This is a genomic window from Bacteroidota bacterium (assembly GCA_016722375.1).
GTDB lineage: Bacteria > Bacteroidota > Bacteroidia > Chitinophagales > LD1 > Bog-950.
Genome location: JADKJG010000005.1, coordinates 270,143 through 283,607, shown reverse-complemented (window position 1 = coordinate 283,607; position 13,465 = coordinate 270,143). Strand labels below are relative to the sequence as shown.

Annotated in this window: 12 protein-coding genes and 1 pseudogene; 11 read left to right on the top strand and 2 right to left on the bottom strand. The window is 43.7% G+C overall.

Annotation, left to right across the window (positions count from 1 at the left end; translation table 11 throughout):
• The first annotated feature begins 12 nt into the window (after positions 1-12).
• From IPP77_08615 to IPP77_08570, 10 genes and pseudogenes are all read left to right on the top strand, one after another.
• Entirely contained in the window at positions 13-1,281 is a 1,269-nt protein-coding gene (locus tag IPP77_08615) for a dihydroorotase (GenBank protein MBL0309720.1), read from the top strand.
• 9 nt (positions 1,282-1,290) lie between these two features.
• Positions 1,291-1,614 (top strand): DUF4199 family protein, encoded by a 324-nt coding sequence (locus tag IPP77_08610; protein ID MBL0309719.1) that lies wholly within the window; start codon positions 1,291-1,293, stop codon positions 1,612-1,614.
• Positions 1,615-1,622: 8 nt separating this feature from the next.
• Positions 1,623-1,859 (top strand): DUF4199 domain-containing protein, encoded by a 237-nt coding sequence (locus IPP77_08605; GenBank protein MBL0309718.1) that lies wholly within the window; start codon positions 1,623-1,625, stop codon positions 1,857-1,859.
• 10 nt (positions 1,860-1,869) lie between these two features.
• A complete protein-coding gene (locus IPP77_08600; protein MBL0309717.1) occupies positions 1,870-2,814 on the top strand; it encodes a glycosyltransferase family 2 protein in 945 nt (314 codons plus the stop codon).
• Complete coding sequence (locus tag IPP77_08595; GenBank protein MBL0309716.1) at positions 2,811-3,953, top strand: glycosyltransferase; 1,143 nt, start codon at positions 2,811-2,813, stop codon at positions 3,951-3,953. Before IPP77_08600 ends, IPP77_08595 begins: the two co-directional genes overlap by 4 nt.
• A gap of 35 nt (positions 3,954-3,988) precedes the next feature.
• Positions 3,989-5,009: pseudogene (locus tag IPP77_08590) on the top strand (dehydrogenase).
• Entirely contained in the window at positions 5,006-5,590 is a 585-nt protein-coding gene (locus IPP77_08585) for a D-sedoheptulose 7-phosphate isomerase (GenBank protein MBL0309715.1), read from the top strand. The pseudogene IPP77_08590 and the gene IPP77_08585 overlap by 4 nt, the downstream one beginning before the upstream one ends.
• A 32-nt stretch (positions 5,591-5,622) precedes the next feature.
• Complete coding sequence (locus IPP77_08580) at positions 5,623-6,741, top strand: glycosyltransferase family 4 protein (GenBank protein ID MBL0309714.1); 1,119 nt, start codon at positions 5,623-5,625, stop codon at positions 6,739-6,741.
• A 158-nt stretch (positions 6,742-6,899) separates the two neighbouring features.
• The gene (locus tag IPP77_08575; GenBank protein MBL0309713.1) at positions 6,900-10,394 is read left to right on the top strand and encodes a PKD domain-containing protein; all 3,495 of its coding nucleotides are present in this window, start codon (positions 6,900-6,902) and stop codon (positions 10,392-10,394) included.
• A 136-nt stretch (positions 10,395-10,530) separates the two neighbouring features.
• Positions 10,531-11,046 carry a 3-hydroxyanthranilate 3,4-dioxygenase gene (locus IPP77_08570; GenBank protein ID MBL0309712.1) on the top strand — a complete coding sequence of 172 codons (516 nt, stop codon included), beginning with the start codon at positions 10,531-10,533 and terminating at the stop codon, positions 11,044-11,046.
• A gap of 109 nt (positions 11,047-11,155) precedes the next feature.
• On the opposite strand, the gene IPP77_08565 is transcribed toward IPP77_08570, so the two are convergent.
• Both IPP77_08565 and IPP77_08560 read right to left on the bottom strand, forming a co-directional pair.
• On the bottom strand, positions 11,156-11,893 hold the full coding sequence (locus IPP77_08565) for a gamma-glutamyl-gamma-aminobutyrate hydrolase family protein (protein ID MBL0309711.1): 738 nt from the start codon (positions 11,891-11,893) through the stop codon (positions 11,156-11,158).
• 82 nt (positions 11,894-11,975) lie between these two features.
• Positions 11,976-12,230: a DUF2442 domain-containing protein gene (locus IPP77_08560; GenBank protein ID MBL0309710.1), complete on the bottom strand. Its 255-nt coding sequence runs from the start codon at positions 12,228-12,230 to the stop codon at positions 11,976-11,978.
• 253 nt (positions 12,231-12,483) lie between these two features.
• Between IPP77_08560 and IPP77_08555 the strand changes: the two genes are divergently transcribed.
• On the top strand, positions 12,484-13,368 hold the full coding sequence (locus tag IPP77_08555; GenBank protein ID MBL0309709.1) for a hypothetical protein: 885 nt from the start codon (positions 12,484-12,486) through the stop codon (positions 13,366-13,368).
• The last annotated feature ends 97 nt before the right edge of the window (positions 13,369-13,465 follow it).

The window sequence follows — 13,465 nt, the reverse complement described above, 5'->3', positions numbered from 1 at the left end:
GTAAAACAAGACATGGAAATTCTCCTCCGTTCGGCACGAATCATAGACACCGGATCCCCTTTTCATAATCAAGTGAAAGACATCCTGATCAGCGATGGTTTGATTAAAAAGATTGGCCATAAACTGGCGGGCAGTTCTAAGGCCAAAGAAGTGAAGGCCGATAACCTGCATGTGTCCATCGGCTGGATGGATTTGAATACTTTTTTAGCTGACCCCGGTTTTGAATATAAAGAGACCATCCGAAGCGGATGTCGCGCGGCGGCGGCGGGCGGCTATACGCATATCTGCTGTATGCCGAACACGAACCCCGTGATTCAATCTAAATCGCAGATAGAATATGTGTTGCAGAAATCTGCCGGCGAGGCGGTGAGTGTTTGGCCGATTGGCGCCATGACGCAGGACGCCAAAGGCAAGGACCTGGCCGAGATGTATGATATGTTCGGCGCCGGGGCGGTGGCCTTCGGCGATGGGATGGTGCCGGGCGCGGCGGCGGGCGTGGTGGAGCGCGCCTTGTTATATGTCAAAGCCTTTAATGGCTTAATCATGATTCACCCGGAGGATAAAAGTATTTCGGGCAACGGGGTGATGAATGAAGGCGTGGTGAGTACCCGCCTCGGTCTGCCCGGTATGCCTGCACTGGCCGAAGAGGTAGCCGTGAGCCGCGATTTGTATCTGTTGGAATACACCGAATCGAAACTTCATTTTCTGAATATTTCTTTAAAGAAATCGGTGGACTTGATTCGCGCCGCTAAGAAAAGAAAGCTGAAGGTGACCGCCTCGGTAAATGCGCATCATTTGATACTGGACGATAGCGCAGTGGGCGATTATGATACGAATATGAAAATCAATCCGCCTTTGCGCGCAACAGAAAATATAGCCGGACTGGTGAAAGGCATTTTGGATGGAACGATTGATACGATTACTTCTGCTCACCAGCCACAGGATGAAGAATCCAAGAAATTGGAATTTGACAAGGCAGATTTTGGAATGATTGGACTGGAGACTTGTTACGCCATTGCCAACACCCAACTCAACAAGCCATTGGGGATAGATAAGTTGATAGAATTATTTACTGCGAATCCGCGAAAAGTGTTGGGTATGGCGGTACCGGTGATTAAAGAAGGAGCCAAAGCAGATATGACCCTGTTCGACCCTAATAAGAAATGGAAGTTTGCAGCGAAGGATATTCGGTCTTTATCAAAAAACACTCCCTTTGTTGGCACCGAATTTACGGGGAAAGTCATCGGTATTATTCACAAGAATCAATTAGAAACCAACTAAAACCTCCAAATGGAAAATTTTAAAGTTCCCATTCGTTATGGCATTATCGGTGCCTTGATAATGAGCATTTTCAGTTTTGTTTCCTACTTGTTTTACCGCCAATTGTTTAGTTCGTTTTATACCCAGATTGCGGTGGGGATTTTCTCCTTTGCGATTATGGTGCTGATTCCCATCATAGGCGGACTCGCTTTTCGGAAAGACCGGGGAGGAATTCTTTCCTTTCAGGATGCACTGGTCGGGTTAATGCTTATTTGTGCCATTTCCTTTGCCGGAAGCGCCATCATGGGGTACCTGATTCCAAACGTGATTGACCAAAATATCCGGAGGAGGTGACGCAATTGATGAAAACTACAACCCAGAAAGCCATGGAAAAGTTTGGCACCTCCGATGAAGAAATGGAAAAGGCAATGGCAAGATTTGACGAAAATCAATTCAAGCCCTCCATTTTGCAAACCGTAAAAGGCTACGGCATTGCACTGGGCATTGCGCTGATACTGAGCTTAATCATCGCCGCTTTCATTAAGCGGGCACCAAGCCCGGAAATAACAGAGGTGGATTCAGATACCTCCTCCTCATAACCTCTTATCCATGCAGATTTCTGTTATCATCCCATTATTGAACGAAGAAGAGTCTCTTCCCGAACTCACCGCCTGGATAGAGCGAGTGATGAAAGAGAACAACTATTCTTATGAAATTATCATGGTGGACGATGGCAGCCGCGACAAGTCGTGGTTGGTGATTGAAGAGCTGGCTTCGCAAACCCCCCATATTAAAGGAGTTCGATTTCGGAAGAACTACGGAAAAAGTGCCGCGCTTCAAATAGGGTTTCAATCTGCGCAAGGCGATGTAGTGATCACTATGGATGCCGATATGCAGGATTCGCCGGATGAAATTCCGGGCCTATATCAAATGATTACTAATGAAGGTTTCGATCTGGTGAGCGGCTGGAAACAAAAGCGTTATGACCCGATTACAAAGACGCTTCCCACCAAACTTTTTAACGCGACAGCTCGTGCTGTCTCCGGCATATATCTTCACGATTTCAATTGTGGTTTGAAGGCCTATAAAAATGAAGTGGTGAAAAGTATAGAAGTATATGGGGAAATGCACCGCTATATCCCCATCCTTGCCAAGAAATCGGGCTATAGCAAAATAGGAGAGAAAATCGTACAACATCAGGCGCGCAAATTCGGTATCACAAAATTCGGCATGGAGCGTTTTCTCTATGGATTCCTCGACTTGCTGTCTGTTTCTTTCATGACGCGCTTTGCCAAGCGACCGATGCATATTTTCGGTGGGCTGGGATTCCTGAGTTTTTTCATCGGCTTTTGCATCGTGTTATATCTGACTATTGCCAAGTTCGCTTTTATGCAATACCGGATGACCGAGCGACCGGTCTTCTTCATCGGTTTATTATCTATTGTGGTAGGCGTACAACTTTTTGTCGCCGGATTTCTGGGTGAATTGGTTTCCCGTTCTTCTAATGACCGAAACCAATACGACATAGCCAAGCTATTGAATCTGCGTTCATGAAAATAGTCATTCTCGGAAGCGCGCATCCGCTTCGCGGGGGATTGGCTGCCTATAATGAAAGATTGGCTCGGGAGTTTATCAAGCAGGGGCATAGCGTTCAGATTTACACATTCAGCTTACAGTATCCGTCCTTTCTTTTTCCCGGCACATCACAATACAGCGATGCCCCGCCGCCCGATGATTTATATATTCATGTCAAGGTAAACTCTATCAATCCTTTTAACTGGATAAGCGTAGGGAAAGAAATAGCAAAACTGAATGCCGACTTGTTGCTTATAAAGTTCTGGTTGCCCTTTATGGCTCCTTGTTTGGGAACCATTTCTAGAATCGTAAAGAAAAACAAGAAAACAAAAGTAGTGGCCATTCTCGATAATATTATTCCACACGAAAAACGAATCGGGGATGTGGCGCTGGCAAAGTATTTTGTAAACTCTGTGGATGGCTTTGTAGCCATGAGCGAATCGGTTTTGCAGGATTTGAAACAATTCGACAATGAAAAGCCGAAGGTTTTATCTCCGCATCCTTTGTTTGACAATTTCGGCGAAGCCATAAACAAAGCAGAAGCTTATGAACGATTGGGGCTGGAAATAAACACTGAATACATTCTCTTCTTCGGATTCATCCGTGATTATAAGGGTTTGGATTTGTTGTTACATGCTATGAATGATGAGCGGGTTCGTTCATTAAACATGAAGCTGATTATTGCAGGCGAATTTTATGCCAACGCAAAACATTACCTCGATTTAATCGCTGAGTTAAACCTGGCAGACAAGCTGGTTTTGAAAACACAATTCATTCCCGATGATGAGGTGAAAAACTATTTCTGCGCGGCAGACTTAGTCGTACAGCCTTATAAGCATGCTACACAGAGCGGTGTTACCCAAATCTGCTATCATTTCGATCGTCCGATGTTGGTTACAAATGTCGGCGGACTTCCCGAAATAGTGCCAAACAAAAAGGTAGGCTATGTGGTAGCCCCGGAACCTCAGGCTATTGCAGATGCCATCGTTGATTTCTATCAGAATCATCGTGAATTCGTGATGCGCGATCACATCAAAGAAGAAAAGAAAAAGTATTCATGGGCCATGATGCTGAATAAAATTTTGGATGTAGCAAAGGCCAATTCTTCTCATTCATAAGTGTATCATTAAATTGCGCCCGTTTTAGAACCAATATGATTATTCGCAGCAAAGCACCCTTACGACTTGGATTAGCCGGTGGCGGCACCGATGTTTCTCCCTACTCCGATATATACGGAGGAGCAATCCTAAACATTACGATCGGCATGTATGCTTATGCTACGATTAAGCCTCTGACGGGCAAAAAGATTCACATCAAAGCCATTGACCGGAACGAAGAACTTATTCTGGATGCCAAAAAGGAGTTACCGGTTACCGGTAAACTGGATTTAGCAATCGGTGTATATAACCGGGTGATTAAAGATTTTGTAAAAAAACCATTGGCATTTGAACTTGCTACTTACGTAGATGCTCCTCCCGGTTCCGGACTTGGCTCATCTTCCACTTTAGTGGTCGCAATTTTAGGTGCCTTTGTGGAGTGGTTAAAACTGCCTCTTGGAGAATATGACATTGCCCATCTTGCCTATAAAATAGAGCGTGAAGATTTGGGTATGCACGGAGGGAAGCAAGACCAATATGCCGCTACCTTTGGCGGGGTGAACTATATGGAGTTTTATAAAGAGGATAAGGTAATTGTCAATCCGCTGCGTGTGAAAGATAAATGGCTGCATGAACTGGAGAACAACTTGATTCTTTTTTTTACAGAAACTTCCCGATTGTCTTCTTCTATTATTGCCAAGCAATCGGAAAATGTAAAGAAAAAATATAAAATCCATTGCAGCGATGAATAGCCTGAAAGAGCAGTCGGTGAAAATGAAAGAGTCCCTTCTTAAAGGTGATATAGACGGAATCGGCAAGATACTTCATGATAGTTGGGAGCATAAGAAAGCTATGGCAGAGGGAATATCTAATCCATTCATCGAACAGATTTACCTCACCGCGATGAAAGCGGGAGCCACCGGAGGGAAAGTATCGGGAGCCGGAGGAGGAGGTTTTATGTTTTTTTATGCCCCCTACAATGCTAAGTTCAAAGTGATTGACGCTCTAAATAAATTAGGCGGTAAGGTGATGAGATATAATTTTACCCAACACGGATTAACCACATGGACTATATGATGCAACATCAAGAAAAAATTAAAGCCATCGTTTCAGCTTCGGTAGAAGTCAAGAACAAGATACTTGCTGATAATATCTTGTTAAATCGAATCGAAGAAGTATCTAAACTAATTTCTACCGCATTCAAAAGCGGCAACCGACTGTATCTGTGCGGCAATGGAGGCAGTGCTGCCGATGCGCAGCATCTTGCTGCTGAATTTACGGGCCGTTTTTATTCTGATCGCGAACCGCTTCCTGCCGAAGCCTTTCACGTCAACACTTCTTTTCTTACAGCTGTAGCAAATGATTATTCGTACGATGAAGTTTATCAGCGCGCAGTGAAAGCGCATGTGCGAAAGGGCGATGTGTTAATCGGAATATCCACTTCAGGCAATTCAAAGAATATTTTGTTAGCGCAAGAAGAAGCAAAAAAACGAGGAGCAGTAGTTATTTCATTCACCGGCGAGACCGGAGGAAAGATGAAAGATTTCTGTGACTATCTTTTCAATGTACCAAGCAAAGACACCCCTCGCATCCAGGAAAGCCATATCCTTATCGGTCATATCATTTGTCAGTTGGTGGAAGAGACGCTATTTGCATAGGTAGATGAAATCATTTCTACTTTATAGGCTGAATGGATGACGCGTTGATGACAATGAAAAAGACAAAGATTTTATTTCTTATCGGTAGTTTTGCCTTTGGAGGAAAGGAGCGTCAGTTGCACGTTATCATGGAACATCTTTCGCGAGAGAAATACGAGGTCTATTTGTTGTTCAAATCGCATGACAACACCTTCTTTAACACGATAAAAGACAAATTGAACGGCTATAAAAATTTAGATCAGGCACATTTTAATTTTAAGTCTGTGGTGAAGACCTATAAATATATTCAGGAAGTTAAGCCGGATATTGTTTTCAGTTTTGCATACACCGCATCTCACATCGCGCTGATTTGTAAGTTTTTCAGTAGCCTTAATTTTAGACTTTTCAATGGTGCTATCCGAAATGCTCCTGACCGTTTAAATCTCAAAGAGAAGATCGAATCTTTATTATACAGACTTTATAGAAATGTTGTCGCCAACTCTTATGCAGGATTAAAGTCATTCCGACAATTGGGGAAAAGGGGGCGGCATGTGTTATACAATGGTTGTTATACTTCAGAAACAGAAACTATTTCTAGATATAAAGCACAGGAGTCAATAGGCTTTGCAAAGAATAGTTTCCATGTGATCATGGTAGCTTCTCTACGACGAGATAATCCTAAAGATCCGATAACCTTTCTGAAAGCTGCACAAGAAGTGCAACCACTTGAAAAAGACATTCAGTTCCACCTGGTTGGAGGTGGGGAAATGTTGGAGGAACTCAAAAATTATGTTCAAACTAATCATATACATAATGTAGAATTCCTAGGCTACCGATCAGATATTCCGGACATTGTTCAGGCTGCTCATCTTTCCGTACTCACATCAAGAACAGAAGGCGTATCCAATTCTATTTTGGAATCTATGTCCTTTGGTATACCCGTCATTGCCACCAGCGGCGGTGGCACCCCGGAGGTGATTGTGCCAAACGAAAATGGATTTATTCTTCCCTTTCAAGATTATAAGGGTGTCGCGGCATTGGTCATTCAATTAAAAAACAATCCCAGTCAATTGCACGTGATTGGGGAAAAAGCAAAGCAGACTGTAATGGACAAATTTTCTATTCGGGCTACGATTCAGCGGTTTGAAGAAATCATTCATTCAACCGAATAAGGAACTACATAGTCCTTAATATTACACAAGTGCCCACGACTGTTTAATATTTTACATAGAGAGACCTAAGTCGATAATTAGAAAGCACGGTAAATTGCACTTGGTTTTAGAAATCGTGATTTTTAAGTTTCAGTGAACCCAATTTTGGATTTGATTGAATGGATAATCGTATAAACATTACCCGACGCGGCCCTATGTACAAAATATTTTTTCTATTTACAGGCTGGCTGATATGCCTGTCCGGGCATGCTCAACATTACAGACTAATATCTCCGAAACAAGACTACGTTTTTTCTGACGCTACCATCAATTTCCGGTGGAACAATGTGGACAGTGCTGTTACATACGACATACAGATTGCACAGGATGCGGGATTTGGCAACTTAGTTCAATCCCAAACGGGGATAAGCGGGACCAACGTGCAAATAACATTAGCTCTTGGAACTACTTACTTCTGGCATGTAAGAGCGAGCACTCCATCCGGTTCACAATCATGGTCGTATAGCCGTAGTTTTTCAATTTATAGACCTACTAATTTTCCAGGACTGGCTGCGTGGTTTGATGCCGAAAAAAATGTGGTCAGCAGTGCAAACAAAGTTTCATCATGGACAGATATCAGCCCAGCATCGTTAACGGCGGCACAACCTACAGCCAACAAACAGCCAACCTTTGTAAGTGGCATCGCTCAACTGAATAGTAAACCTGTACTCAGGTTCAGCGGGTCTTCCTCTACCGGAAGCACCCTGAACTTTACTTCTATTTCGCTGACCGATTTCACCATATTTATGGTTAGAAACTATGCATCAAATAGCAACCTGATACAGTATGTCTTGGGAGGAACCAAATCGGGAATTTGTGCTGCGGCTTCGTATTACACTGCCGGATATGGTGTTTACAGCAACCTTACATCTACCGATGCTTTATATGCTGCCAATACCGCCTCTCTCAATACTGCATATTCAATTTATTCATACCAGAAAAATCGCTTGGCACGAAACGGCATACAACCTCCGCTTGCTTTATCCAAACAAATACCGGGGATCAATTTTTCTGCCATTGGCACTCGCCCTGATGCCACCAGTTTTGCATTTCAGGGAGATATAGCAGAAATCATTGTCTATAGCAATGCAATAGACAGCACCGGAATCAATAATATAGAAGGATATCTTCGGTTTAAGTATTCTAAGCATGTTGATTTAGGTGCCGATACCATTTTGAATAGTTTCTGTGTCTCTGTTCCGATACCGGCCACTCCCGGATTCAGTTCTTATCTGTGGTCAACCGGAGCAACCACTTCCTCTATTACTGCGACCAAATTTGGTAAATACTGGGTCCGTGCTACTGATATATTTGGCTACGTCTCTTCCGACACTATGGAAATCAGACCACAAATTGTTTTCAATCAATTGCCAAAAAATATCGGTTTGTGTCAAGGAGATTCTATTGAATGGAACACCGGTTATCCCTCCTCCGGGTTTCAGTTTACGTGGTCTACCGGTGCTACCACTCCTTCCATAATTATCAAAAATCCGGGCACTTACTCTGTCCGAATAAAAGACGCGGGAAATTGCACCCTCAATTCAGATACAGCCAAAGTTGCCATTGATAATTTTCCTAATTATACAGTGGGAGCCGATACTTCATTCTGTTCGGGAAACCGATTGAATTTTGGTTATACCAACTCATTGACATCTATCCTTTGGTCTAATGGGGATACCACTCAAACACCCGCCATCTTTTCGTCTGGAAATTATTCTGTAGCGGCTATCAACAGCAATAGCTGTAGGGCTTGGGACACCCTCCACGTGAATATCAAAGGATTGGCACCCAATGCTAATTTTAGCTTTCAAGGTATATGCCTTTCTGATACTTCTCGGTTTATGGACTTATCACAGACCGTGCCTACCGATCCCATCAGTTCATGGAAATGGACCTTCGGAAATGTAGGGGCCTCTATACTTCAAAATCCCAAAATCGTTTTTGACAGCCTGAAGACCTATCCAATTACTCTATTAATTACCACCGACTCAGGTTGTACAGATGGAATTACTAAATCTGCCACCATCGGATCAATTCCCACAGCAGATTTCGCTTATCCCCCCATTCAATGTCTGGGCGGGTTGGCAAAGTTTACCGACAACAGTTCTGTTCTAATCACAGACACCATTATCCAGTGGCAATGGATTTTTAACCAAACAGATACCCTGCAAGGACAAACTCCTGAATATTCTTTTCCCCACAAAGGAATTATTCCGGTTACATTAAAAGTAACTACCACGCGCGGTTGCGAACACACCGCTTTCAGAAGCGTATCGGTATTTAATGAGTTGATTGCCGACTTTAAATACTCCGGTATTTGCGATGGCGACTCTACCTCTTTCACCGACATCACCTCCTCCTATTCGGTGGTTAGATGGCAATGGAATTTCGGTGACGGTAGCTTTCTTTCTGCCCTTAAAAATCCTAAACACAAATTTACAATTCCCGACTCCTACGTGGTGAACTTCACGGTAGAGAATGCCATTGGTTGTGTGGATACGGTGCAGAAAAATGTTCAAATCATCCGAAAGCCTACCGCATCATTCAGCAAAATTTCTTCTTGCGTTAATGCCCGCTATACACCCCTTCAAAACAGCCTGTCCCCAACGGAGCCGATTAGCCAATGGCAATGGAACATCAATGGCAGCAGTTATAATAAACCGGCACCGAATCATGTATTTAAAGATTCAGGAACCTATTCAATAAAGTTGATTGTTACTACTCAAAGCGGATGCAAGGATTCGATAACCAAATTGGTCAGCGTTACACCCAATCCGGTCGCTGCTTTTGGCTATACTCCTCTGTATGGCGAAGCTCCTTTAGATGTAAATTTCAGCAACAAGAGTACCAAGGCCAATACTTATAGTTGGGACTTTGGCGATGGATCGCCTTCTTCTGCTTTAGTCAATCCTTCACATACGTACGAGGATAATGACACTTTTCGCATTGTGTTACACGCCTATTCGGGAAGTGGCTGTGTGGACTCCGCCGCAAAAACGTACATTGTAGTACCCACCCTGCTCGATCTTTCGGTTGATGATGTTCAAACCAAAACAGAACCCCAGACCGACGGCTCGGTATTAGTAACCGTCACAGCCTCTATGAGCAATCTTGGCACCCGTTTGATTACCGATGTTCGCTTATTCGCATCACTGGGAACCGGTGGAATAATCACCGAGGACTGGGCCGGTGCCCTTACCACCGGTCAAAGAATGGACTATATATTCAAAGCTCGTTTTGTACTATCTCCCGATGCTATCAACAACACATACGTTTGTGTGGAAGCCAGAAATGTCAATAAAGATGAGCCGGAGACTAGAACCGACAACAACCGTCAATGCCATTCAGTTAACGGAGTCATTCAGTTAGTGGGCCCCTTTCCTAATCCATCAAGAGAAAATTCCAGACTGGGACTCATCTTGCCAAAAGCCGGTATTGTAACAATAAATATTACGGATCTCTATGGACGCTTCATCATTCAAGAGGAAATGCTGACTTTACCCGGCGGCCGCAGTGATTATGCCCTTCCTATCGGCCAGCTACGGGCGGCTACTTACTTCATTCATGTGTCCTACCTCGACGAGCTAAGAGTGATTAAGTTTGTGGTAAGGTAATTCGCTCTATTTAATAGAATGGGCAAATAGCATGAAAAGGCCTGTGGCGTGGATAGCAGGTTGTATAAATCCGGGAGTCGGGTTATCTTCATAAACTGTATATGGAAATGTTTCTGAAAAATCAAAATCAAACACCATGATTACCAAGCCCTTCAACTTCAAAAAATGGATTGACGAGCATCGCCATTTACTCAAGCCTCCGGTCATGAATCAGGTAGTTTATAGCGACAACGACGACTTCATTGTGATGGTAGTCGGAGGGCCCAATAAGCGCAAAGACTTTCATTACAATGAAACCGAAGAATTCTTCTACCAACTGGAGGGAAACATTGTGGTAAAAATTGTAGAAGACGGACACGTGAAAGACATGAATATAAACGAAGGAGATATTTTTCTCCTTCCAGCACGGACACCACATTCACCACGGAGGCCGGAAAATTCCGTTGGCTTGGTGATGGAAATAAAACGCCCTGCGGGCATGAACGATGGCTTCCAGTGGTATTGCGAAAACTGCGGCACTTTCCTGCACGAAGAAAAATTGCCCGTTAAGGATATTGTAAAAGATTTGCCGGCTGTGATGGATAAGTTCTACTCTAACCTTGAATTAAGAACTTGTAAAAAATGTAACAGCATTTTTGAGCCGCCGAAATAAGCTAGGGTGCTTATTTTACTATGACCAGTCTTGGTCATAGTAAAGGCTTTTAGTCCGGCACGAGCAAGCGAAGTTCCAAAGCTGAAAGTATTTCTGCTGAATCTTCTTTTTAGTGGATGGGTTGATTGCTTTCATATTTCTTGTGCTTCACTTCTTCTAAAAACCTTTCCCGGATATTTTTTGAAAAGGGATTTGTTTCCCCATCCTCCATTCGTTCCGGATGCCATTGCACACAAAGCATCCAGGGTTCTCCTTCTTTCTCTTTCCATTCCAAGGCTTCAACCACCCCATCCGGACTTGTCGCACTAATCATCAACTCCTCGCTTATCTTTCCGGCGGCCTGGTGGTGCGCAGTATTTATCTTTCCGGATATTGCTCCGGTCACCTGATGAAGTAGTGTTCCTTCTTTGGCCTCCACTCCATGATATTCATCTTGGTCGCCATGCCTCCGATGATCATTTTTTCCGGCTTCTTCCAAGTCTTGAATCAAATCCCCACCAAGCGAAACATTGACCAATTGCAGGCCGCGACAAATAGCCAGTACCGGATGGTCGAAATTTAAAGCAGTCTCAAATACGTGCATTTCAAATTCATCCCGCTTTTCGTTCCACTCTTTCGGTTTGTTGGGATAGTTATCGCGTTTACTATTATAAAATCGAGGATGCGCATCCAACCCACCGGTCAACACAATGCCGTCACAATCTGCAATCTCATCCCAATTTTCCTTATCTGATGAAAGGTCAATGACTTCAATCCAATCCTCGTTTCCTTTTATCCAATTGCCATAATTCTCCCCTCTTGTGTCGGCATGAGTAATTCCGATCACAATTTTTTGTTCCTCACTCATAATGCTTCTTGATACAAGGTTTTATAATCTTCCCGACTCACCGGCTTCGGGTGGTTCAGATGGGCAAAATCTGCAAAAAAGTTTAACAGGCGATAGACTGTGGATGGAGCAACTCCTTGACTGAAATATCCACTTCCAGTTGAGGCCAACGAATAACGTAACCCCCGGCTACGATATGAAACTTTGTTCGTTGAAACGGACTGGCTTGATACAACTTAGGGAACCAAGCTAAAGGATAGGAAACCTCCTCTCCATCGACGAGGCAAATAATAATCTGTTCTAGCTCAAAGCGAACATCGGTCGCAAAGAACAATCTTGGGGTGAATAAGCTGTCCATATATTCCAGTTTTGGGACTGAATTGAGTTGCAATGTACAAAGTTCTTCCCGAAAAACAAAATCGGGATTAAATCCAAATACTGGGAGGAAAGTTAGAAGGAACCCCACCGTAAGTACTCATTTATTTAAAGACGCACAATCCTAAAACCGCACAGTAATCCTTTGTTGGAGACAAGTGGCCAATTTCCCAAAGCGGCCTGATATAATAAATCACTGCCCCTCTGCGTTAATATATTATCCTAAATATCAAGCTATGTATGCCTATTCCGTCCCTTGCCTCGTCCTGCTGTTATGGTCATTCAGTGCACACAGCGAAAACGCCTACAGCCTTTCTAACGCTTTACAAAAAAAGCTGGTGACCGTCGAAATCCGCGGAGACTCACCGGATACTTCGCTTCGGGATTATTCCTCTCATTATGGCCCCTCTATGGCCATGAAGATATCGAACAAATCTGGGATTGCCCTGCAAATCAATCTGGACTATGGCTATAAAATAGTGCCTGCCGATTCTTCCTATCAAACCATGATAGTCACACAAACTGCCACTATCCACCTACCCGCCGGTCAAAAGAAAAACAGCCAACTGTATGCCATGTGTACCGAGGCGAATGACCATGGTCCTTCGCCATTGGCACCCTTCTCTATGGGTCCGCGGGCGACCGGAAGCCTGCTGCAACTGTCAGAACTAATCAACCGAAAAAATTATCAAAGCGATGCGGCGCAGCAGGCCGTCTGGTGCTTGACCAATGACTACGACCTCCACACCATCTATAGCGAAGATACTTTGATGATGTACCACCTCCGAAGATTTATTGCTCAAGCAAAAAAGATTCCCCTCTCTAAAATCTATGAATCGGAATCTTCCTATGCGGAACCCACTTACACCACCCGAACTATTTATTCCGGCAGCATCGGCTATTCCATAGCCAGCATGCGACCGGTGAAGGTGATGATTGCGCTGTTCGATGAAGACAACCACATGAAAACAATTTATGTAAACAACGAGTTGCAGCGCGAAGGAATCTACAACTACGACTATCGCGTGAGCAGCGAGGAGATGAACCATAAAAAACATTATCTCCGTATGTTCCGCGATGGAAAAATGGAAGAAGAAGTGGCGATTATTCCGAGGGAATAAATAGATCTTCGATTATCAGAGAGAAGAAGGGTTACATCGGATTATTTGAAAATTTAATCTGCCAATAGGGCTGTATGGTAGCCGCAGGCTACCTACT